Genomic DNA, 23,617 nt, shown 5'->3' on the forward strand with positions numbered 1-23,617 from the left:
CAAAACCCCTAAAACTTTTTTTAAATTTTTTCTTCATGCCATATTTCCAAAACTTGGAAATATGGGGAGGTAGAATATTTCCTTGTTTCCAAAAAATGTAAATATGGATATAAAAAAGCAGCTCCCAAATAAATGGAAGCTGCCAGGTTCAGAGTAATTAAACGGGTAAGAATCAGTGTCAATCATCATCTAAACACTATTTTCGTTCATTCATTGATGATCTCTGATTCCCCCTTAGTTATATCTTATCTTGATAGGTTTGAACTACCTCATCATTTTTCATTAAAGAGATTTGAATCTCCTTGAAACCTGATTTTTCAAATTCAAAACCATGGGATTCTTTCACATAATCACAAAACAATTTAAAGGTCTCCTGACCATTAGCTGTATCGCAATATTCCTCAAACATATCTGGAGCCCAACCTAACATTTCTGATAAAGCTTTAATATCCATTTCTACAAATATTAAATCACCTTGATAGGTGGCTCTACCCATTTCAAACTGAGCATTAAATTCTTGAATAATTTCTTTTTTATCATCGGCAGGTATCGTGTTGTCTGCTTTTACCATTAAAGAAAAAACCAATGAGAAAAATACAAATAGACCGGAGAATAGTAAATGAAACTTTTTCATAAGAGATGTTTTTTTTGATTCACTCTCTTATATCTAGGGGTTTAAAATGTCACCAGAAAAAGTAAAAAAAAATAAAGAATGCTTCTTTTTGATATCAAAAGAGCATAAAAAAAGAGTGAAGTTTCCCCCACTCTTTCTTTCATCTGTATCAATTTACTTTAGTCATTCATCTCAACAGCATGACCAATTCCTCTGTATAATTCTACTTCACCTTCTATCTCCACAGCAATTACAGTCACGTATTCGTCTGCAATATCTTCTGGAGTAAAAATCTGAACAATACCTGGAATTTCATTCCAAGGAGCTGAGTCAATCACATTATATTTTAACTCTTGGTTGCTTCCTACTACTCTAATGTTTTTGATTTTGTTCTTCACACCTTTCAATGTCATGAACTCACTAGGCTTTTGGAAATTGTACAAGTATATGATGTTTTTATTCTCAGATAAAGTGGTTGGACCAAAGAAGTGACCGTAAGGCAAGCCTGCGATGGTTCCATGTACTGCTTCATCGTGTTTTTTAATCCATCGACCAATGTCTTCCAAACGTTCCTTTTGCTCATCGGCAATTGTACCGTCAGGTTTTGGTCCAATGTTTAATAATAAGTTACCTCCTTTCGAGATACTTTCTACAAATGTTTCTACAATATATTTAGACGATTTGTAATCCGTATCTGTTGGGAAATATCCCCAACTTGTATTCATTGTCATACACAACTCCCAAGGACGGTCCGGAGCCATAATTGGAGGATCTTGTTCTGGAGTGTTATAATCTCCATAATGATTTAGACGGGAGTTCACAATAACATTTGGATTCCAAGATAATAATGAATCTTTCACTACTCTTGATGGCCATTCATCCGCTTTGTGTTCCCAATCACCATCAAACCAAACTAAATCTGGAGTGTAGTTATCAAACAACTCTTGCATTTGATTCATATTAAAATGTTGGAAACGTTGCCAAGCTGTCCAATACTTCTCTGTTTTTTCTTGAGGATATAACTTTCTCAAAGTTTTCTCATTCCTTGGGAAAGTAATTGGAGAATAATCCGGATGTGACCAATCGCATAACGAGTAATACACACCGACTTTCATTCCGTTATTTCTAACAGCGTTTACAAAAGGAGTATATAAATCTCTACCAGCAGCAGCGTGATCTTTAGCATCCAATTTAGAATACTTAGAGTCCCAAAGTGCAAGGCCATCATGATGTTTTGATGTCATAACGACATAATCAGCACCAATGCTCTTAAAAAGCTGAGCCCAAGCTTCTGGATCGTAGTTTTCAGCAGTAAATTTTTCCCCTTGTTTCATGTAGTCTTCCCATGTGATCTTTTGATGATACATCGACCAAGACTCACTAATTCCATTTACACCATAGTATCCCCAATGGATAAACACACCCAATTTAGCGTCTTTAAACCATTGCATTCTTTCATCGTAAGATTGTTGTCCAAAAACAGTGAATGCAGTAATAGTTGATACAATTAGTGTTAGCAGTAATTTTTTCATTTATACTTTTCATTTAATTGATAATAGTCGCATCAAAGAACTTGAAAAGAATAGAATTAGTAAACATTTTTAATCATAAAAATTGTCAATAGTATTAAATATAAAACGTAATCAAACAACCGGTTTAAATGGCTTATACAATCAAATAGATCAAAAATCTAAGAGATCATATCATTAAAAAACTACTTCTATTGTGATAAACAAACACCTTTTTCTCTCTTATTAGAGTCTTTTTATCCATAAATAAGCGATCAACTACTACATCAATTTAAAATTACTTTTCATTCATCATTACACTTATCACTGACGTTATAAATCACTGATTAAAAGGTTTAAAGTAGAAAAAACGTATCGGTTAACTGAATATTTGTAGTACACCATTATTAGTATCCAACTCACTCAAAAAATAAATTTTGGACTTAAATGAATTGTTACTTTTAACTACAACTAAAATGAAGGAATTAATTACCAAGTTTTGCAGGACTAGTCCAACTGCAAAGAATGGTTTCAGAAAACGGAATCGTTCAGGTCAATTTAAACGACCTCTCTTTTTTGCTGCTTTATTTATATTCATATCAAGTGGCCTTACCCAAGCACAAAATTATGGTATTGAAGTAGACAATGGATCTGCTACCATTTATTTTAATGATCAGAATTGGTCCGGTGGATGGAATTATATCTGCCTTGGCAGCGATTGTCAATCTGGTACAAAAGTCGGTAACCGATGGGAAAGAAATGCCTCGGGAATTCAAGTCGGTAATGTTTACGATATTCAATTGAAAATCCAAGACAATGCATCAGGACAGTACATTTCTGATATTTATAGTGTTACTGCTGTAGAAAAAGGAAGTACTCCTCCTCCGACACCTACATGCGATGATGGCATTCAAAATGGTGATGAAACAGGTGTCGATTGCGGCGGGTCTTGTACCCCGTGTGCAATCACTCCTCCACCTATAGCAGATCGTAAAGTAGAATCTGAACTTGCTTCTATTCTAGGTAGTGCTTCTATTTATGATGATCCCTCAGCATCAAATGGAAAAGGAATTGCTTACATTTCTGCTCAAGGTGCTGGATTTACCATTCAAAATACTCCATCATCTTCATCAATAGAAATTATTTATGCATCTGAATTGAGTGGGGAAATTTCTATTTTCCGAAATGGAATTGATGCAGGTAATGTCACTTTTAGTTCTACCGGATCTTGGGTAGGTACTTATCAAAGTACAAGTGCAAATATCAATATTGAAGAAGGAGATACTTTCTCTGTCATCTTTCAGACAGGTGATGCTGCTTTAAACATCGATTATATCAATTTTATTGGTGAAGCCACACCTCCTGAACCTTGTACAGGATTAAATAATCCTCAAAATGTATTTACAAATGTCACCACAGTAAATGAAACATCAGATGGAGCATTGGACGGATCGGTCACGTTTAATTTTAATAATGTAAATAACGACTACGATTCTATTCTATTTTTCTTTGATGGAGATTCAATTGTTGCTGGTATAAATGAAGGGGGCGTTACTTTCAATAATAAAATGGCAGGAAGCTATACTGCTGGTGTAAAATGGGGTAATGGAGATTGTTCCACTTATTTAGGTACAGTAACTATAGGGTCTTGTACTAATGGAATTCAAGATGGAAATGAGTTAGGAATTGATTGTGGAGGAGTTTGTCTTGAATGTGAAACACCTCCTGTACCTACATTTGAAGATTTGTTTGTTTCTGTTGCCTACTCTCCTACTCATGGAGAATATTTGATTGCAAAATATGGTAATCAACCTGCTTTGGCACTTTACACTTGGGATAATGATATCAATGAATTTGGCAGCTGTTCAGGTGGTTGTGCAGACAATTGGCCTCCATTAATTACTGACGCCAAATCACATCTAATTTTACCGTCTTCACTTCCATCTGGAGTAACTGGTGAATTTGGTCTAAGTGGAACATGTGATGGTCAACTTCAACTTACTTTTGATGGTAAACCCCTATATTATTATGCTGGAGATAACAATGAAAATGAGACTAATGGAGAAGCAGCGGGTAATGTTTGGTGGTTAGTCAAAGAAATAATCACAGATACTTGTTCAGACGGTATTCAAAATGGTGATGAATCTGGAATTGACTGCGGTGGTTCTTGTACTCCTTGTCAGCAACCGCCAGTTAGTGGTGGCGGATCTTGTAGCGAATTTGGTTTAACGATAATTGATGGACAAGGTGTTCTTTATTTCAGTGAAGAGGCTGGTACGGCTATTTATCTATGCGTAAATGGCGGTTGTTACCCTCCTGATGTTCAAGAAGACGGATATTATAAACGATTTGTTCAGATTTCTGCTAATACAGATTATACAATCAAAGTTCAAGGAAGTAACGAACAAGAAAAAGTAGCACAGGTTTCACAATGTTATTTTGTACCTACTTGTAATGATGGCATACAAAATGGTGATGAAACTGGGGTTGATTGTGGTGGCAGTAGTTGTAATGACTGTCCTACTTGCGAAGACGGAATTCAGAATGGTGAAGAAACAGGTGTGGATTGCGGTGGTCCCGATTGTGTTTCTTGTGATGTTGTTTGTAATGGTACACCTAACCCTAATGCTACTGTAGCTAAACAAGACGAAAGTTTTGAATGTGAAAATGATGGTATACTGACTTTATCATTCGATGATGTACAGGGTAGAGATATTTTAGAATTCTCTATTGATGGTGGCCTTTCTTATCCTTATAGCGAAAGTGATGCGTTAAAGTGGATTACCATTACAGACCTAGCTGCTGGTAGTTATCATATATTTGTCCGTTGGGGAAATGGCGGAGAATGTCCAATTGATTTGGGATATGTATCTATTTTAGAAGGAGGTCCTATTCCTACATGTAGTGATGGAATTCTAAACCAAGGGGAAGAAAGAGTAGATTGTGGCGGTCCTTGTGCTCCATGTGAAGTGGATGCTTGTGGTGAAATTCCTCTAGTTTTATACCCTACTCCTGCTTTGCCAACTCCAATCGAAGGGGTAGCACCTGGAACTCATGGCTATACATTTGATTTATCCACAGACTTATCAACAATATCTGTGGAATATGGACAAACCATCGGAATACAATCAGATGGCAACCCAGATTTTGAATTTTTCTGTTCTTGTAACCAAGTAGAATTTGAAGGCATCAAATTGAATGAGACCAATCAGGTACCAACTAAATGTCAATCTGCAGGTACCTTCTATTACTTCTTCAGATATAAGAAAAAAGGGTATATGACAGACGATCCAGGTGATCAATACATGTATTCTTCTTTGTTTACAACTGCAGGTCCTAGAATCGATCCGAATACACGACCAACAATTGCATCTGTGGGAGCCAATTGGATGAGATTCCGTCACCCACATGCTTATGATGGCATCACTGAAGCTATTTTTGATGCTGTACATAACGCTGATCAATTAAGATATTTAGACCGTTATGAAACGATCATCACAGATGGTCCAGGTAATCTGAGAATCGACCCTCAACTGACTTCCGCGAATGGAACTTTCCATCCGCATACAGGTGCTCCAGTTACCCCTGTTAGAATTGACATTTTAGATATTGGAGATTCTCCAGCTCCAAGATATGCCACAACTGTGGGAGGAGTATCAGGTACTACTTATGCTGACTTAGGTCCTGGGTATAATTATGGTAATATGGTGAACTATGAAATTACTGCTGTGGCTGGTGGATCTGGTGCACAAACCTATAATACCCTTCAAAATTACTTTATAGGAGATGGTTTCAATACTTTAGGCGACCCAAGATTAGCTTCAGCCGGTAAAGCATCTACTTTAATGATTCTTCCAAGTTTAGCTACTGCCGGCTATAATGAGAGGAATTATAATTTAGAGCGTGATGCCATATTTACTCAACATCTCATCACTTTAGAGAGCGAAGATGATGTAGACGATTTCTTAGAAGGACACCACCTATTCCATGGCGTTATACACAGAAGTGAAGCAGGTGGTTACAATCAATTCCAAGTGGATTTAGATGAGGCGAAAATCGGATCTACTTCTTGTGGTAGTTGTCACTTTAGAGATGGTAGAGGAGCTGAAATTACCAACACACCTCGAGGTCCAAGAGTGGCGCCTCCAGTATTTGGTATCGGTTTATTACAATGGATTGCTGTAGCTGAAGCAGGTTTACGCTGGGATGGTGGAGTGGCAACCGTCGAAGATCAGGCAAGAAATGCTTTAATAGAGGACCATGGTATCAACCCTGATACAGATATTTCTAAAGAAGATTTTGATCAGATTGTAGCTTACACCAAATTCTTAACGGTACCTACACGTTCAGCGAATTCATACAATGTTCCTGGAGTTGAAGAAGGAGAAATTTCTTTCAATACAGTAGGTTGTGCTTCTTGTCATCAGGTCACTCAGACGACTAGAACCGATGCTCCAAAAGAATTCCGTGATTTAGTGATCCGACCTTATACAGATATGAAAATACACAATGTGTATAACGGCAATTTTAGAACACCTGCACTTTGGGGAATGGGTAGAAACATCGATCTGCTTGAACGTAATGGAAAAGCTACCTTATTTATGCACGATGGTGCTGCAACTTCTTTAGAAGAAGCAATACAATTGCATGGAGGAGAAGCCTCAGATGTTAGAGCTGCCTATAATAATTTATCAGATGCTGATAGAGCCAATGTGATCAAATTTATTAAGTCACTATAAATCAAGAATCAAATGAAAAAAATAATATATATAAGTATTTGCTTCACTCTTCTGAGTATCAATTTTATGTATGCTCAAAGTGTAGCTTCCATAGAGATAAAATGCCCTCCATGTCGTCCTGTAATGGGCTGCGATCAATGTTTTGAAAATCAAACAGCGGCCAACGAAGCTTGTAATTCATCATCGGCTAGATTTATTGATTTAGAAAATGAGATAAAGGATTTGAATTTGAATATTTATCCAAATCCAAGTGCAAGTGGAGTATTTACAATCACTTCTGATCAAAAATTAATTGGTCAAATTAAAGTCTTCAATCCACTTGGGTCTTTGATAAGTCAATTTGATATTCAAGAAGTAAATAAACTCCAATATGGTAAAGAAATGAATTTACCAACAGGTATTTACATTCTGGTGTTTACCGATGTCAATGGAAAATCTATATCAAAAAGAATGGTCGTAGATTATTAACTCTCTTTTGCTCTAAACAAAAAGGGTATCCAGTAAAATGGATACCCTTTTTCTATATCAGATAACCTGATATATTTAAACAAAAAAAGCCTGGAATTATCCAAGCTCTTTAGTCTCATTTTTAATTGGTGTCCATCTTTCGATAGACGAAGGTTACTTTAATCATTTTAATATGATAAAAGCCCTTTATGATTTTTTCTATTACAAATTTGGTTAAAAGTTTTTACTTATTTACAAATAATTTACTTAATAACATTAAAGTAAATTAATTTATTTGATAAGTACCATTAATTAGTAACATAATACACAACGAACAAAAAAAAAGGTAACCCTCGTAAAGGTCACCTTTCAATATTTTTAACTTCAAATCTTGATTAATTATTATGCGGCTCAGGCGTAATTTCAATTGGATTTGAAGGCTCTACTTCTATTGGATTCGAAGGAATTCCTGCCTCTGGCTGTGGCTCCTCTGATGAAGAACATGAAGCAAAAAACATCATACCGAATATAGCTGAGAATAATAACTTTTTCATAATATTAGAATTAAAATTGTTTTGTTTAATTGAATCTACAACTACATAAACGCTGTTATTTTCCCTTTCGATTTCCTAAAAAGGATCGAGTTATTCCTAAAAAAGACCAAATCCCCCTAAAGATCAATCAGTTGTTACAATGTTATTTTACTTTTAGAACGATTTTACACATAAGACGAACGAAAATCTAACTAAATTCAATATCTTTCGACCTAAATTGACTAATAATAATTTTGTGACACTTAAAAATTAAAATTGAAATGAAAAAGTACTTAGTAGTATTATTTGCTGTAATGTTTTCTTTGACAGCATTTGCTCAAGAAAAAAAAGGTGGAAAGCAAGCAGCAAAAGCCACTAAATATGCTGAACTAGCACAAACTGAATTCAACCTAAACGATGAGGCAAAAAATAAAGTTTTCGAGTTGAAACTAGCTCATCAAAAAGAAGCTTCTAAATTGGCTAAACAAAAAAAATCTGGAGAATTAGCAGTAGAAGATTTCAAAGAAAAGCAAAAAGCACTTAACAAATCGTATGCTCCAAAATTTGCAGAAGCAATGGGAGTGTCGAAAAAAGAGTATGCTGCTTTCAATAAAAAAGTGAAAGAAGAAATGAAAAAGAAATAATTTCTTTTTAAAATCACTCTAATAAAGTCTGTATCCACAATTTTTAATGATGGATACAGACTTTTTTATTTATTCTTCATTCCTTAAAAACTATTATCCCTAGTTATTTATACTTACTAACATCAAATAGCTATTTATATGTTGATAGTTGATTAAATTTGTGAATAATTTGTCCGGTTTTACACTTGTATTAAAACTTATCAACATGGATATCTCGAATAAATCAAATAAAGATATTTTTTATCAACATCAAGCACAGACTTCTCCATATCCATTAGGAATAGAGATTGATCATGCAAAAGGTGTGTACATGTATGATGTAAACGGCAAGTCGTATATGGACTTAATTTCTGGTATTGCTGTGAATAACTTAGGACACGGGCATCCAAAAATTACAAAAGCCATTAAAGATCAAGTGGACAAATATTTATTTGTGATGGTCTATGGAGAGATGGTCCAAAAACCACAAATCGATTTAACCAAAAGTTTATTATCGGTTTTACCGGATACTTTAAATGCTACTTACTTTGTTAATTCTGGAACGGAAGCTAACGAAGCCGCTTTAAAGTTGGCTAAAAGATATACAGGAAGAACTGAATTGGTTAGTTTCAACCGTTCCTATCATGGTAATACGCACGGTTCTTTAAGTGTGTCTGGGAACGAAGTGAAAAAGAACGCTTTCCGTCCCCTACTTCCTGATGTTCGTTTTATTGATTTCAATAAAATGGAAGATCTACAGTACATTACCGAAAAAACAGCAGGAGTAATTGTTGAACCTATTCAAGGTGATGCAGGAGTTAGAATACCTTCTATTGACTATATGAAAGCCCTTAGAGCACGATGTACAGAAGTTGGTGCTCAACTTATTTTTGATGAAATACAGACAGGTTTTGGTAGAACAGGTAAATTCTTTGCCTTCGAACATTTTGATGTTGTCCCCGATATTTTAACTATTGCCAAAGGTATGGCAGGAGGCATGGCTATGGGATGTTTTGTTTCTTCTCAGGAAAAAATGAAAGTTCTTTCTCATGATCCTATTTTAGGCCATATCACTACTTTTGGTGGACACCCAGTTTGTTGTGCTGCTTCAAATGCAGTGATCAACACACTCAAAGAAGATAAAATAATAGAAGACGTAGAAAGAAAGGGTCAGCTTTTCGAAGACCTTTTATCCGGACATCCAGAAATTAAAGAAATAAGAAGAAAGGGATTGATGTTCGCTATCGATATGGAAAGTTTCGAACTCGTTAACGATGTAGTCACTACCTGTATTGAGAACGGTGTGATTACCTATTGGTTCCTTTCGACTCCATATGCATTTAGAATCGCTCCACCTTTAATTATATCTGATAATGAAATTAGAGAAGCTTGTAAAGTGATTCTAAATGCTATTGATGCTTGTGTTGTAAACCGTAAGAAGAGAATGGAGTCTTAAACACTTTCTCCGTGTTTTATTTCCCAATCAATCATTTGTTCTCTTAGCCAATCAGAAGCTTTTTTCCACTTCCTACTTTTCTGATCGTTTTGACTGATTCTTTTGAATGCAAGTTCTCTATCTACGTTTGCTTTTAAATTTGCTGTCATTGTGTTGATTAAGTATGGGTATTTGATAATATTTACAAATACAAATATAGTACATATAACACTTAAAACAACTTTTTAAAATTAAATTTTGAACAATTTAATTTTAAAAAGAAAACAACACCTAATCAACAAGTTAGCCTACCAACACTACACACTTAAAATGTTTAATCACAAACTAATTTAGAGTATTTGTTTTATATCAAAAAGATTTTGGACATTATAATCTCCAATAGATTCATCCTTACCATAATAGATAGTCTTCAACCCATAGTCTTTTGCTCCTTGTATATCCGTTAAAGGATTATCACCTATCATTATAGAATGTTCGATACTAGCCCCAGCTTGTTTTAAAGCAAACTCGAATATTTCCTTGGATGGTTTTTTATAACCACATGATTCTGATGTTACTATCACATCAAAATATTTATCTAAACCCGTAGTTTGTAGTTTAATTGCCTGGGTTTTATCAAACCCGTTGGATAAGATATGCATACGATACTTACCTTTTAAATATTCTAGCAGTTCTATTGATCCTTCTATTAAATGTGGTTTATGTGGACATATTTCGAGGTACTCATCTCCTATTCCTTCGGGACAATCTGAAGGAGATAAACCTACAATTGAATAGGCTGAGGGAAATCTCTTTAATCTGATGTCTTCTTTAGTTACTTTATTGACATTATAGAGATGCCATAATTCATTATTGACCTTTTTATAAGCCAATAGAAAATCTTCTACAAGCACTCTACCATTGCCAATATTATATTTGATAAACAATTGTCTCAGTGTCTCTTCAGAATTTTTTTCAAAATCCCATAAAGTATGGTCAAGATCAAAAAATAGATGTTGTATGTTTTGCATTCTTGTTAAGGAAATTTTTATATAAAGGATACAAAAGTCTTAAATGAGTGTAAGTTTTGTAATCACCATACGAAATTAAATAATCGGTCTTCAAAAACAGGGATCTTGGAATTATTAACAAAACAAAACAGTGAAATATGTCATTTATCATCATAAATGTAAAAAATACACGAATTTTTCTCTAACAGTTTTATTACCTTTGCACAAAATTTAGCAGAATACATGTCAGTGTGATTTTTATTTTTTGATAAACCTCTTTATAAACTACATGTACTAAACTAGAAAAGACATAATAAATTATATATATGGCACAAGTTGAAATGATTCTTCCAGCAATGGGAGAAGGGGTTATGGAAGCTACCGTTTTGGAATGGCTTAAAGAGGAAGGCGATAGCATTACTCTTGACGAGTCTGTAGTAGAAGTAGCCACAGACAAAGTGGACACAGAAGTACCTGCAACTATTGAAGGAGTAATCAAAAAGATTCTTGTTCAGAAAGATGATGTGGTACAAATCGGTGCTCCAATTGCTATTGTTGAAACAGAAGGAGCAGATGATGCAGACGCAGAAGAAGCACCTAAAGTTGAAACACAACCAACTAACAACACTACTGCAACTAATGAAGCAGTATCAGAAAACACATCACAAGAAATTGTTGCCAAAAGCGGAGATCGATTCTATTCTCCTTTAGTAAGAAGCATTGCTAATACTGAAGGCATCTCTCAAGACGTTTTAGACTCTATTCCTGGTACTGGAAAAGATGGAAGAGTAACAAAAGACGATATGATGAATTTCCTTAAAAATGGAAATACTTCATCGGCTACAGTTGCACCAACAAGACCTGCTACACCAACACCTGCTCCAGTAGCTAAAGCAGTTGCTCCTGCCGTTTCTATGGATAACGGTGACGAGGTGATTGAAATGGACAGAGTAAGAAAAATGATTGCTGACCGTATGGTCGCATCTAAGCAAATTGCACCACACGTTACTTCTTGTGTGGAAGCAGATCTTACAAATGTTGTGGTATGGAGGAATCAACAAAAAGCAGCGTTTAAAAAGAAAGAAGGTGCAAACTTAACTTTCATGCCGATTATTATCTCTGCAATTGCAAAAGCAATTAAAGAATTCCCTATGATTAACGTTCAAGTAGATGGTTCTAAAATCGTAGTGAAGAAAGATATTAATATAGGTATGGCTGTAGCTTTACCTAACGGAAACTTAATTGTACCTGTAATTAGAAATGCAGATAGATTAAGTTTATCAGGTTTAGCAATTGCTATTCAGGATTTATCTGTACGTGCTAGAGAAAATAAATTAAAGCCAGAGGAATTATCTGGAGGTACATATACAGTATCTAACATTGGTTCTTTCGGAAATACAATTGGTACTCCTATTATAATGCAACCTCAAGTGGCAATTATGGCTGTGGGTACTATTCGTAAAAAACCAGCTGTTATCGAGACTCCACAAGGCGATTTAATTGGTATTAGACAATTTGCTTACTTCTCTCATTCTTATGATCACAGAGTGGTAGACGGAGCCCTTGGTGGTATGTTTGTTAGAAAAGTAGCTGATATTCTTGAAAACTGGGATGTCAACCTAACAGTATAAATCAGAATAATCACTATTCGATTTCATTATATCGAATGGTAAATGATAAAATAGAGAAGGTGTTCTTTTTAGGACACCTTTTTTTATAGAGTAAAAAATCAGAATACACGAAAAAATGTTAATTATTGAACTTTTCTATTAATAACAATGCAAAAGATTATTTCAATTAAAGCTCATATCACCATTTTATCAAATTGATGTTTCGTTTATTCACATTTATATAAAATTTTCTTTGGCTTCTGTGTTTTTTTGTACGGATATGAACATTGTGTGTATTATTCGATCAATTATTTGATATTTATATGATGTATTTTCATTACAAAACCACCACTAAAGACTGATTTATAGATAGTTAACTAACTATGGCATCAGATTAGTATTTCACATAGTGTATTGGAATTAAAATCGAACTACAAAAACATATACCATCATGAAAAGCTTAAAAAATATCATTGCCCTTTTAATTATATCATTATTTACTTTCGGAACATCATTCGCTGATAATGTTGATAATGAAATAACAAAACTACGTGAGTCAGTTGAAAATGCATCAGCAAACGACTGGCAAGTATATGCAAATGCAGCTGAAAGATGTATTGAATTACGTTCGAATTTAAGTGAGGCCTATATTTGGATTGAAAGAGCAATCGAAATTGAGCCAAACGCATCTAACCTAGAATTAAAAGCAGATTACCTTGTTGCCAATGGTGCAAACGAAATGGCAGTAGAAGCTTATAGAACTGCAATATTAAAAGGTCTATCTGAAAAAGGTTATGATGTAGAAAAAGCACAGAAAAAAATGTTGTCTGTAATGAGATAACATAAAAGATATACAATAATCCATTATCTATTTTAAAGCTACTCCATTTGGGGTAGCTTTTTTTATGTCCGGTCTTTTACATAGACATTCTTTTAATCATTAATAATATAAATAAAGGAGTATTACCTGGAATATTATAAAAAGAAAAGAGGATGAGAGTTTCATAATCAGTATTTCTATTATTTAATCACAAAAGAGGAATTGTGATCACCAGGAATTTACTTTCTTATTTTAGCTTTATAAGTTCTTCTAATGAAATGATGCCACCGTTTACCAAAAAAACTATTCACTTTTAAACAGTTATTTCAAAATTATATATTAGGAATATAAGGATAATTTGATTCAATTTTTAGACGTTTTTCAAAACCGAACACAAACGCACACAAAAACTATTACACCTATATTAATTAAGACATCATCAATAAATTATTTTTTATTTTATTCATTTTTACAATATCAATAATTTATTAGCTTAAATTTTACAATTTTCACAAAACTAAATATCAATCAATAATAAACGTACAATAAACACGATTCTACCCACAACTTAACACAGAATAAATATACTAACAGAAGTTAATAAACATGTATTTTATTTTAAATAAAGATCAATAAATCAATAAAAACAGAATAATATTCTGATTTTACATTGAAATGTGATCGCTTTTGAACAATGTGTCCAAAAATGCTAAAAAAAGTAGGTCATTTTTACACTTAAAATCGGCAAAACCTTCAAAAATACATCACAAACAACTGACTATCAGTATTTTATTTACTTTTGGCAAGTTTATAGCAATACTGTTCATGTATTCAATCAAAAGAATTAAGACAACAAAAAACATATATCAATCATGAAAGCTTTAAAACAACTTCTAGTATTTGCTTTAGTAACATTCCTTGCAGTAAACACTTCTTTTGCAAAAGGAAATGAAAGAGATGACAACGAAATTAATCAACTTCGTGCATCAGTAGAAAATGCTTCTGCTACAGATTGGAAAGTGTATGCTGAGGCTGCTGAAAGATGCATCGAATTGAAAGCTAATTTAAGTGAAGCCTATATCTGGATTGAGAAATCTATCGAGATCAACTCTAACTCTGAGAACTTAGAAGTTAAGGGTGACTACCTTAGACTAAATGGAGCTAAGAAAATGGCTATCGCTACTTACAACCAAGCTATCTTAGCAGGTATGAATGAAGGTCGTGATATCACTAAGCTTCAAAAGAAAGTATTAAGATTGAGATAATCGATATATATATAGTAACTCCTATGAAGAACAGGTTCAGTAATGAACCTGTTTTTTTATGTCTATACTTTATATATATGTATAACATTTAATTGAGTGTTATTTTATGCCATCTTGTAGTAGCATTAATTAGGTTTAGATTTAATACTCTTCTTTTATAATATATATAGATGTTCTTACTTCTGGTTTGATCACCATTCCTATTTAAGAACTAATCCTCCTGCATATCATTTCGTACAACCGTACACCCTATTATTTTACCTTTTTTTCAAAAACGAACACTTCTGAACACAGAATAGCTTAACAGCATCTATTTTTAAGACATCCTCAAAAAATATTTTTTATTTTCCTTATTTTTCGAAATTTATCAAATAACAATGTGGGTTATTGAAAATATAATAATAGATGATTGTGATAAATATTAAACGTACAAAAAACACAACTTCAATAAATTTAAATCACAGAATATAATTTTAAATAAAAGTTAATAAACATCTAATTTATTTTAAAATCAAGTTAATCAAAACTCAAAAACAAAATATTATTCTGAATTAACATCAAAAAGTGATCGTTTTTGAACAATGTGTCCAAAAATGCTAAAAAAATCAGGTCATTTTTACACTTAAAATCAATAAAACAGTAAAATTATCCACGCAAATAATTGATTATTAGACACTTATATATTCTTGGCAAGTTTATAGCAATACTGTTTATGTAATCAATCAAAAGAATTAAGATAACAAAAAACATATATCAATCATGAAAGCTTTAAAACAACTTCTAGTATTCGCTTTAGTAACATTCATTGCTGTAAACACTTCTTTCGCAAAAGGAAATGAAAACGATGACAATGAAATTAACCAACTTCGTGCATCAGTAGAAAATGCTTCTGCTACGGATTGGAAAGTATACGCTGACGCTGCAGAAAGATGCATCGAACTAAAAGCAAACTTAAGCGAGGCTTATATCTGGATCGAGAAATCAATCGAGATCAACTCTAACTCAGAGAACTTAGAAGTAAAAGGTGATTACCTTAAGTTAAACGGAGCTAAAGAAATGGCTATCGCTACTTACAACCAAGCTATCTTAGCAGGTGTAAACGAAGGCCGTGACATCACAAAACTTCAAAAGAAAGTTTTGAGATTAAGATAATTAGATATCAAAAATTGGAACATCTATAAATAAAAAAACTAGTTCTTCATTGAACTAGTTTTTTTTGTGCCCATCAAACTTGATGGGCTTTATTTTTATATTCTACTCTTTGGTTATTCTCCTTTGATGGACTTTACAAAACCTTGAATATCTTTATTTAAATCTTTTGACTGACCAATTAACTTCACGAATGCAGAACCAATAATTGCTCCGTTAGCATAAGATGAAGCCTGCTTAAATGAAGCATGATCTGAAATACCAAAACCTATTAATCTTGGGTTTTTCAGGTTCATACCTTCAATACGTTTGAAGTAATCGATTTGCTCTTCTGAAATACCTGTTTTTGCACCTGTAACACTTGCAGAAGACACCATATAAATAAAACCTTCTGTATTTTGGTCTATTTCTACAATTCTATCATCAGTTGTTTGTGGTGAAATCAAGAAAGTATTTCTGATACCATGCGCATCAAACATTTCTTTAAGGTTGCTTAAATACTCGATCATTGGTAAATCAGGAACAATAATTCCATCAATACCTACTCTTTGAGCATCTTTACAGAACTTTTCTAAGCCATATTGCATAATCGGATTGAAATAACCCATTACTACAACTGGTACATCAACTTCCTCTCTAAATCCTTCTAATTGGGCGAATAGCTTTTGCATAGTCATCCCATTATCTAAAGCTTGCATATTACTTTCTTGGATCGTAGGGCCATCGGCAACAGGATCTGAAAATGGAATACCGATTTCGATCAAATCTACTCCACCATCTTGCAATGCTTTTAAAACAGTTCTTGTATCATCTAATTTAGGATATCCAGCCGTAAAGTAAATGTTTAACACATCTTCCTTTTTACGTTGGAATAGTTCATCTATTCTATGCATCTCTTTTTCTGTTTGTTATTTGGCGAAAATACACAGATCTGATGAAAATTTGATACAAAATGGGAAAAACTAAAGATCTCTTTTTTAATTTATATGGATTTATAACAAGCAGTGTTATTTTTGTTTACTTTCTGAGTTAATTTTTGGAATAATCAGAAATAGAATACTTTTGTGACCTAAATTTTAAAGAAGGAGAGAAATAATGATACATTTTTGGAAATATCAGGGTGCAGGAAACGATTTTATCATGATCGACGATCGTGATGCTACTTTTGATATTAACGATCATGAAAAGGTGGCATTTCTTTGTCACAGACGTTTTGGTGTAGGTGGAGATGGACTTATTCTTATCCGCTTGAAAGAAGGATACGATTTTGAAATGGTGTACTTTAATGCAGATGGGCATGTAGGTACGATGTGTGGTAACGGCGGTCGCTGTGCTGTTCGATTTGCACATACATTAGGTCTATTCGACACTACCACTTCTTTCTGGGCTGCTGATGGTGCTCACGAGGCTACTTTGGATGAACAACAATTGGTTCATCTTAAAATGAATCCTCCAGGTGAAATCGAGATCAATGCCGATCATTATTTTATGGATACGGGTTCTCCTCACTATGTACGTTTTGAAAAGGATTTAGATAACTTTGATTGCGTTACTGAAGGAAAAGCTATTCGCTATAACGAACGCTTTGCAAAAGAGGGAACGAATGTAAACTTTGCACAGGTCACTGGATCACAATCATTGAGCGTTAGAACCTACGAAAGAGGGGTCGAAGACGAAACATATGCTTGTGGTACTGGCGTTACGGCTTGTGCTATTGCTGCTAATATTGAACATGGTATGAAAAGTCCTATTCAGATTAAAGTGCTGGGTGGAGACTTAGCTGTTGGCTTTAAAAAAGTCGCTGAGAAAAAATATACTGATATTATTCTTACAGGCCCTGCCACTCCAGTATTTAAAGCAGAAATTGAAATTTAATTCAATAAAAATAAACATATGAATAAGGCTTAATCACTTTGTGATTAAGCCTTTTGTAATTAAATAAACTAAACTCAATAGCTGCCTAACTGTGATGAATAATCACATGTTCTCTTTTAATGATATGACCATTTTTGATCACATTTAATATATACTGACCATTATGAACGTCTTGAACATTCAATACATGGTGATCACCTTCTTTATTTGTATTATCCTTTAATGGAATCATCTGACCAGTTCCAATAAAGATTAGATTAAAATCTACAGATTTTACTTTTGATGCTGGCATAATCACATTTACTTTTTGATCTGCAGGAACTGGATAAATAGATATAGATTCTTCATCGCTTAATTTATCAGATGATTTAAACTCTACTTTACTTTTCCATGATTCTCCTTTTCCATCAAAATCAACTTCTTTTAATCTATAAGTAATATGACCTTGATGTGCACGAGTATCTATAAACTCATATTCTTGTTTCGTATTTGAATTACCAACCGCTTGAATATCATCCACCACTAATTCATAATGCTTACCGTCATAAGATCTTCTTAATTCAAAGTGGTCAACATTTTCTTCTGTGGCTGTTTCCCATTTGATGATCACTTTATCTTGACTTACTGTTGTGGTGAATGAAATCATTTCTAACGGTAAATTAGTACTTCCTGATAGTTGTTGAATACCATTTGGATTAAGTAAGTCTTTTACATTTGATGTCAGTTTGTTATTACCTAAAAATCGAATCCCTTCGCTATTTATACCTCCCTGAATGTAAAATTGACCTATTGGGTGAACATATCGACTATTTCCATGCCCATTACCATGGCCTTGATTTGTATTTAATGTAGACCAAGCACCATGATTATTAAAATTTGATCTTCCTAAAACATTAAATTTACCAATGACCATAGTTACAGCTCTTCCTGTTACTCTCCCTGGTTCATTAAAAGCGATTAATCCATATAAATTTAAATCCCTTCCTACTATTAACTCACCATTATTCGTGAAAATCAAATTTGGTCGCTTATTGTTACCGTTATTAGAAGATGGTTTTTTTCCATACATATTTACAGTTTCAGCAACTACAAAAGATCCATTATTAATAAAAGTAGAAGAATTGGTTTTTGAGTTATAATTCAATACTTTCTGAACAACAATACCTCCATTATTAATAAAATGAGTTGAGCTTTTATCATTAATATTTAAATCCCCTTTAATTAATAAAACTCCTCCTCCTTTTACATTAATATTTAAATTGGATGATTGACTATTCCCTGAAGAAATTAATGCTGCTCCATAAATTGGATCAATCATTAAATTACCGTTTACTACTAAGGTATCGTTGGTTTGAACAACTACACTTGAATAAGTTCCTCCCTCAACAGTAATAATATTAGCAAAAGATGAATTCAGAAAGATGAATTGAAATATAAGGATTGACAGCAATTTAAAATTTTTCATACTAGTATATTTGTTTAATATTCGTTGTGTACAATACTAATACTACTATCATTTTTGTCCCCCTACCCTATTTAACAGTCGTTAAGTTTAAACTCAAATTCTACAATTATTTATTGATATTATTCAATGATATTCTATTTATACCTTTAAATAAATTTAATTTTTAAGAACAAAAACTACGGTCTGTTATAAAATATCTATTCTACATTTGATATTTATTCGATCAATATTTGCAGATCACACAACATTCTTTTAACTTCTATACTATGGATTGATATCTTCGTTCCATATTAAAATAGTACTAACCCTGCAAACCAAGAAACGCAATAACATGAAGCGTCTCCTCAACATAATACCTATTATCTTTTTGATTTATAGTTGTTCTTCTCCTAAGAAAGTGGCAGAAACCCATTTTGACCAAGGGGAGTATGAATTAGCCATACACAAGTATGAATCATTGGCCAAATCTACAAGTGATAAAAAAACACAAGCAGAATATTATTATAGAGTAGCAGAATCGTATCGTTTATCCAACAGACTAACTGATGCTCTCCCATATTACAAGTTGGCAAAAGATGCTGGCTACGAAAATATGGATATGTATTTTTACTATGCTTATGGATTGGAACTTCAAGGCAATTACAAAAAGTCAAAAACACTTTTTGAAAGATATGCCAAAGAGGGGACTAACCGTCAGTTACTGAGAAGAGCAAAAGATGAAATCAAACATATCAATATTGTAGATAGCTTAGCCAAAAATCCAGATCCGTTTATTGAAATCACAATGTGTGAAAAGTTAAACAGTGATCAGGATGATTACTCGCCAATGTTTTACAAAGACGAATTGGTTTTTACATCAACAAGAGATACTAAAAAAGTCTATCACGGTACTGGAGAAGGATATTCTAATTTATATAAATATACTTTTGATCGAGCTGATAGTTGTAATGGAACCGTTTCCTATTTCGATAGCTTGATCAATCACCCTGACCTCCATGAAGCTTCTGCTACCTTCAATCGTGATGGCACTTATATGATATTTGCTCGAAGTAACACGGGGCATCACAAAGAAAACTTTAAGGAAGTCGATTTATATGAGAGTCGATTTGAAAATGGAGAATGGTCTTTACCAACTTTATTACCTATTTCAAATCCTCAATCTTGGGATGCTTGCCCTGCCTTATCAGCCAATGGCAAAACGCTTTATTTTGCCTCAAACCGAAAAGGTGGTTATGGTGGTATCGACATCTACAGATCCAAAAGAAACGTAAACGGAACTTGGGGAAAACCTAGAAATATGGGACCTAAGATTAACTCAAGAGGTAACGACATGTTTCCGTTTATTGCAGCCAATGGTAAGATGTACTTTGCATCTGATGGTCACCCTGGATTAGGAGGTTTAGATATCTTTGAGGCCACACGTAAAAATAACCGAATCAATATCAAAAACATGGGGCGACCATTTAACTCTTCTGGAGATGATTTCGGTTTGGTATTCTTAGAGAAAAGATTTGGTGCTTTCACATCAAATAGACACGAAGAAAAAGGAACATCAAAAGATCACATTTATTTCTTCTCCGACAAAACACCTATTCTTAAACCTGTAAATTATTTCTTGTCAGGTAACTCATTTGTCATTAAAGACACTACTGAAATCGCCTTAGGTAAGGTAAATGTCACTTTAAAAAATACTGAGGGAGAAGTTTTGGAAGAAGTTGTTTCTGATCAAGTAGGTAGATATACATTCGAGACCCAATTAAAAATGGGTGATGATTATATTCTAATTGCCACTAAAGATAAATACTTTATGGATTCGGTCTATTATACTACTGCTGACAAAGAAGTAGACCAAGAAGATCTTAAAGATCGTCCAGAAAAAATTGTGGATTACACTCTTGAATCTGAAGTAGAATTAACCAAAGATTATTACGACGAATTAATTGAAGAGGGAGAAATTACATTAAATAATATCCTTTACGATTTTGACGATTATCGTATTCGTGCTGACGCTGCAAGAGAGTTAGATAAATTAGTGACCCTATTACAACAACATAAGAATATTAGTATAGAATTAGGATCCCATACCGATGATCGTGGTTCTGAAAAATATAACTTGAAACTATCTCAAAAAAGAGCTGAATCTGCAGTAAATTATATTATCAGTAGAGGAATAGAAAGAGACAGACTCGAAGCTAAAGGTTATGGAGAGTTACTACCTGTTGTGTTTAACGCAGAAACAGAAGAGGAACACCAAATTAACCGTCGAACAACTATTACATTGTTAGACGAATTATAATAAAGCAACGATGTACATCAAAAAAGCCGGTTACTTGTGGAAGTAGCCGGCTTTTTTTGCATAGAAATAAATTATTATAATTTCTGTATTTCAATTTTCATATTTTGGTAATCAGTAATCTTATCATTTATCATCACTAAATTTTTTAATTCTGAATTATTATACTTTGATTTATTCAAATCGTACATAAGCATAATGGTTACAATATTTTTTGTTTGATACAACACGAAAGACAACTCCCATTTACCTAATATATCTTTAGTCACTTCTTTGGGAATATTATCCACTTTATATCCATAGGGTAACTCAAATTGAATTATATCTTTATAATAGCGTTTATATTTTAAATCAATTAATTGGTCGGTATTATCTAGTTCGATTATTTGTTTCGGCGAAAATATTAAACGACTTAAATCGATAAAATATTTTTCATTTTCATTTATAATCAACGAATCATATTCTATTCGATAATTATCTTTATCCTTAGTACTATCAATAATTATTTTTTTTCCTTTCAATGATTTATGAATAAAATCATTTTTAAATGTAACATTATCTACTGCATAACCTTTATAAATTATTCCTTGTTCTCCAATAGCATTATTCAATGTTGGAGATATCTTTAGCTGTACAAGGTTCTTAATATAAAATATACCCTCAGAATCTAATTTGATAACCTTTGCATTTAAATTATTTTTTTCGGTGCTTACAACAAATGTTTTATCTAATAGATGAAAAGGAACTTGAGATAGTCCGTAATCTTTTTGTGTTGCATCTAAATAATATAGTTTATCATCTATAACCACCATAACAATTACATAATCTAATAAATTGAAAGTTGGATATGTTAAATGACCTTGAAGTTCAAAACTAGTGTATAAAAGATATGCATCTAGACCTAATGTCTTTAAAGCATGATAAAGTGTTATATTAATTCCTGCTACATTAGAAATACCCGTTTCAAACCCTTTATCTATCAAAGCAGCATTGGTTTCTTTAGAATAACTTCCATTCCACTTATAGTGATCTTGAAAAAACGAGTATATATTCTCAGCTTTTATATATGTTGATACATTTCTTGACGTTTTACTTAAGATAATATCTTCAAGAGTTTTACTTAGAACAAGTGTATCTTTCTGTAACAGGTATGTTACTTCCTCCCATGAAAAAAACATTTTAGAAGATCCAGATTTAGTAAATCCTTTCACCTTTCTACCGTAATACAAATGTTTTACTTCAAAATTATCTACATATTTTTTTAAGTTAGAAGGTAATTGATGCGTCAATTTTTTCATCTTAGAAAGATTCACTAAAAATTCATCATCAATTTCTAATATATCTGATTGTGGAGATTTGTATATATAATTTTTTCTTACTTTAATATCGAAAACAAGAAAATAAGAGTTTAAATCTCCTAAAGCCAACACTTCTTCTTTTTCCTCTAATGAAGGTACATTTACTTTTCTCCAAGTTTTCACTTCTTTTAGATAAACACTTTGAGGAACTGCAGACATAAAATCCGTTCCTCCATTAAAGTCATTTTTTAAATCAAATCCATAACTACCATATTCAGACATGTCTATAAAACTATCAAAAGGCTTGACTTCTGGAAGACTAGGGTTTTGATATACACAATTGAAGAAATTATCGTATCCAACAAATGAAATTTCACTAAGTAATGTTGGAGCTGTATTTTGAAAAAACCAAGTATCAATACCATTACAATAAAGGTCAAAATAATTTATGAATTCATAATCGATAATGTCACCAACCTTTAAATTTTTAAAGGTAACCTTCACAATTGAATAGTTTTGGTTAGCAAAAACGACTATACTATCTGCTTTTTCAACACTTACCTTTCCTTTATATTTCCTGTATATATTTGCCCTATAAGGTAAATCAGAATCTTTTTTTGACTTTGATAAGTAGAGGTACAAAGTGTTATCACTTAAGCTTTTTTCTTTTAAAAATTTAACACGAACGTTTCTTTTTAAGCTATAAATGAAAGTAGATGATTTTACTTTTTTCTTTTGTACTACTCCTATGTCATGAAGTATTACTTTATCAGCATCTATATCATCACTGTTAATACTCCATTCTTTATCTGAAATTTTCCCGAACTTAACTTTTGTAGGTTTATCTTGATCTTGAGCATGAATAATGAATACTATAAGTAATTTCACTAAGAGCGTAAGTAATATTTTCTTGAGAAGAATATTATTCATCATT

General features: G+C 32.9%; 18 protein-coding genes. 10 read left to right on the forward strand and 8 right to left on the reverse strand.

The features are described from left to right. Nucleotides 1-238: 238 nt before the first annotated feature. Nucleotides 239-634 carry a hypothetical protein gene (locus MY04_RS12965; RefSeq protein ID WP_066210179.1) on the reverse strand — a complete coding sequence of 132 codons (396 nt, stop codon included), beginning with the start codon at nt 632-634 and terminating at the stop codon, nt 239-241. Nucleotides 635-792: 158 nt separating this feature from the next. After that, entirely contained in the window at nt 793-2,145 is a 1,353-nt protein-coding gene (locus MY04_RS12970) for an alpha-L-fucosidase (RefSeq protein WP_066210180.1), read from the reverse strand. Between the two features lie 452 nt (nt 2,146-2,597). Here MY04_RS12970 and MY04_RS12975 point away from each other — a divergent pair, with 452 nt between their 5' ends. Further along, nucleotides 2,598-6,860 (forward strand): di-heme oxidoredictase family protein, encoded by a 4,263-nt coding sequence (locus tag MY04_RS12975; protein WP_158297693.1) that lies wholly within the window; start codon nt 2,598-2,600, stop codon nt 6,858-6,860. A 12-nt stretch (nt 6,861-6,872) separates the two neighbouring features. Further along, on the forward strand, nt 6,873-7,328 hold the full coding sequence (locus MY04_RS12980) for a T9SS type A sorting domain-containing protein (protein ID WP_084005871.1): 456 nt from the start codon (nt 6,873-6,875) through the stop codon (nt 7,326-7,328). Nucleotides 7,329-7,702: 374 nt separating this feature from the next. Here MY04_RS12980 and MY04_RS12985 read toward each other — a convergent pair whose 3' ends face one another. Further along, entirely contained in the window at nt 7,703-7,861 is a 159-nt protein-coding gene (locus tag MY04_RS12985) for a hypothetical protein (protein WP_158297694.1), read from the reverse strand. A 260-nt stretch (nt 7,862-8,121) separates the two neighbouring features. Between MY04_RS12985 and MY04_RS12990 the strand changes: the two genes are divergently transcribed. Next, on the forward strand, nt 8,122-8,484 hold the full coding sequence (locus MY04_RS12990; protein ID WP_066210183.1) for a hypothetical protein: 363 nt from the start codon (nt 8,122-8,124) through the stop codon (nt 8,482-8,484). A 205-nt stretch (nt 8,485-8,689) separates the two neighbouring features. Beyond that, nucleotides 8,690-9,919 carry an aspartate aminotransferase family protein gene (locus MY04_RS12995; RefSeq protein ID WP_066210184.1) on the forward strand — a complete coding sequence of 410 codons (1,230 nt, stop codon included), beginning with the start codon at nt 8,690-8,692 and terminating at the stop codon, nt 9,917-9,919. Here MY04_RS12995 and MY04_RS13000 read toward each other — a convergent pair. Next, a complete protein-coding gene (locus MY04_RS13000) occupies nt 9,916-10,068 on the reverse strand; it encodes a hypothetical protein (protein WP_158297695.1) in 153 nt (50 codons plus the stop codon). The two genes, MY04_RS12995 and MY04_RS13000, sit on opposite strands and share 4 nt — an antisense overlap. 180 nt (nt 10,069-10,248) lie before the next feature. Beyond that, entirely contained in the window at nt 10,249-10,929 is a 681-nt protein-coding gene (locus tag MY04_RS13005; protein ID WP_066210185.1) for a YjjG family noncanonical pyrimidine nucleotidase, read from the reverse strand. A gap of 305 nt (nt 10,930-11,234) precedes the next feature. Between MY04_RS13005 and MY04_RS13010 the strand changes: the two genes are divergently transcribed. The 4 genes from MY04_RS13010 to MY04_RS13025 all read left to right on the forward strand — a co-directional run bounded on the left by MY04_RS13010 (nt 11,235) and on the right by MY04_RS13025 (nt 15,755). Further along, complete coding sequence (locus MY04_RS13010; RefSeq protein ID WP_066210186.1) at nt 11,235-12,539, forward strand: dihydrolipoamide acetyltransferase family protein; 1,305 nt, start codon at nt 11,235-11,237, stop codon at nt 12,537-12,539. Nucleotides 12,540-12,969: 430 nt separating this feature from the next. After that, nucleotides 12,970-13,359, forward strand: coding sequence for a hypothetical protein (locus MY04_RS13015; RefSeq protein ID WP_066210187.1), 390 nt, complete (start codon nt 12,970-12,972; stop codon nt 13,357-13,359). Nucleotides 13,360-14,210: 851 nt separating this feature from the next. Then, a complete protein-coding gene (locus tag MY04_RS13020; protein WP_066210188.1) occupies nt 14,211-14,603 on the forward strand; it encodes a hypothetical protein in 393 nt (130 codons plus the stop codon). A 759-nt stretch (nt 14,604-15,362) separates the two neighbouring features. Continuing rightward, nucleotides 15,363-15,755, forward strand: coding sequence for a hypothetical protein (locus MY04_RS13025; RefSeq protein ID WP_066210189.1), 393 nt, complete (start codon nt 15,363-15,365; stop codon nt 15,753-15,755). Between the two features lie 113 nt (nt 15,756-15,868). Here the strand turns inward: MY04_RS13025 and trpA are convergent, their stop codons facing one another. Then, a complete protein-coding gene (trpA, locus tag MY04_RS13030) occupies nt 15,869-16,645 on the reverse strand; it encodes a tryptophan synthase subunit alpha (protein WP_066210190.1) in 777 nt (258 codons plus the stop codon). Between the two features lie 202 nt (nt 16,646-16,847). Here trpA and dapF point away from each other — a divergent pair, with 202 nt between their 5' ends. After that, entirely contained in the window at nt 16,848-17,627 is a 780-nt protein-coding gene (gene dapF / locus MY04_RS13035) for a diaminopimelate epimerase (RefSeq protein ID WP_066210191.1), read from the forward strand. Between the two features lie 85 nt (nt 17,628-17,712). On the opposite strand, the gene MY04_RS13040 is transcribed toward dapF, so the two are convergent. Continuing rightward, entirely contained in the window at nt 17,713-19,092 is a 1,380-nt protein-coding gene (locus MY04_RS13040; RefSeq protein WP_066210192.1) for a T9SS type A sorting domain-containing protein, read from the reverse strand. Nucleotides 19,093-19,423: 331 nt separating this feature from the next. On the opposite strand from MY04_RS13040, the gene MY04_RS13045 reads away from it, so the two are divergent. Beyond that, complete coding sequence (locus tag MY04_RS13045) at nt 19,424-21,388, forward strand: OmpA family protein (protein ID WP_084005872.1); 1,965 nt, start codon at nt 19,424-19,426, stop codon at nt 21,386-21,388. A gap of 74 nt (nt 21,389-21,462) precedes the next feature. On the opposite strand, the gene MY04_RS13050 is transcribed toward MY04_RS13045, so the two are convergent. Further along, nucleotides 21,463-23,616: a hypothetical protein gene (locus MY04_RS13050; RefSeq protein WP_066210193.1), complete on the reverse strand. Its 2,154-nt coding sequence runs from the start codon at nt 23,614-23,616 to the stop codon at nt 21,463-21,465. Nucleotide 23,617 lies beyond the last annotated feature (1 nt).

The organism is Flammeovirga sp. MY04 (assembly GCF_001682195.2).
Taxonomy (GTDB): Bacteria; Bacteroidota; Bacteroidia; order Cytophagales; family Flammeovirgaceae; genus Flammeovirga; species Flammeovirga yaeyamensis.

Bases quoted from the DNA above. Each gene is read 5' to 3' on its own strand.
- MY04_RS12965 (WP_066210179.1), bottom strand. From the start codon at position 634: ATGAAAAAGTTTCATTTACTATTCTCCGGTCTATTTGTATTTTTCTCA.
- MY04_RS12970 (WP_066210180.1), bottom strand. From the start codon at position 2,145: ATGAAAAAATTACTGCTAACACTAATTGTATCAACTATTACTGCATTC.
- MY04_RS12975 (WP_158297693.1), top strand. From the start codon at position 2,598: ATGAAGGAATTAATTACCAAGTTTTGCAGGACTAGTCCAACTGCAAAG.
- MY04_RS12980 (WP_084005871.1), top strand. From the start codon at position 6,873: ATGAAAAAAATAATATATATAAGTATTTGCTTCACTCTTCTGAGTATC.
- MY04_RS12985 (WP_158297694.1), bottom strand. From the start codon at position 7,861: ATGAAAAAGTTATTATTCTCAGCTATATTCGGTATGATGTTTTTTGCT.
- MY04_RS12990 (WP_066210183.1), top strand. From the start codon at position 8,122: ATGAAAAAGTACTTAGTAGTATTATTTGCTGTAATGTTTTCTTTGACA.
- MY04_RS12995 (WP_066210184.1), top strand. From the start codon at position 8,690: ATGGATATCTCGAATAAATCAAATAAAGATATTTTTTATCAACATCAA.
- MY04_RS13000 (WP_158297695.1), bottom strand. From the start codon at position 10,068: ATGACAGCAAATTTAAAAGCAAACGTAGATAGAGAACTTGCATTCAAA.
- MY04_RS13005 (WP_066210185.1), bottom strand. From the start codon at position 10,929: ATGCAAAACATACAACATCTATTTTTTGATCTTGACCATACTTTATGG.
- MY04_RS13010 (WP_066210186.1), top strand. From the start codon at position 11,235: ATGGCACAAGTTGAAATGATTCTTCCAGCAATGGGAGAAGGGGTTATG.
- MY04_RS13015 (WP_066210187.1), top strand. From the start codon at position 12,970: ATGAAAAGCTTAAAAAATATCATTGCCCTTTTAATTATATCATTATTT.
- MY04_RS13020 (WP_066210188.1), top strand. From the start codon at position 14,211: ATGAAAGCTTTAAAACAACTTCTAGTATTTGCTTTAGTAACATTCCTT.
- MY04_RS13025 (WP_066210189.1), top strand. From the start codon at position 15,363: ATGAAAGCTTTAAAACAACTTCTAGTATTCGCTTTAGTAACATTCATT.
- trpA (WP_066210190.1), bottom strand. From the start codon at position 16,645: ATGCATAGAATAGATGAACTATTCCAACGTAAAAAGGAAGATGTGTTA.
- dapF (WP_066210191.1), top strand. From the start codon at position 16,848: ATGATACATTTTTGGAAATATCAGGGTGCAGGAAACGATTTTATCATG.
- MY04_RS13040 (WP_066210192.1), bottom strand. From the start codon at position 19,092: ATGAAAAATTTTAAATTGCTGTCAATCCTTATATTTCAATTCATCTTT.
- MY04_RS13045 (WP_084005872.1), top strand. From the start codon at position 19,424: ATGAAGCGTCTCCTCAACATAATACCTATTATCTTTTTGATTTATAGT.
- MY04_RS13050 (WP_066210193.1), bottom strand. From the start codon at position 23,616: ATGATGAATAATATTCTTCTCAAGAAAATATTACTTACGCTCTTAGTG.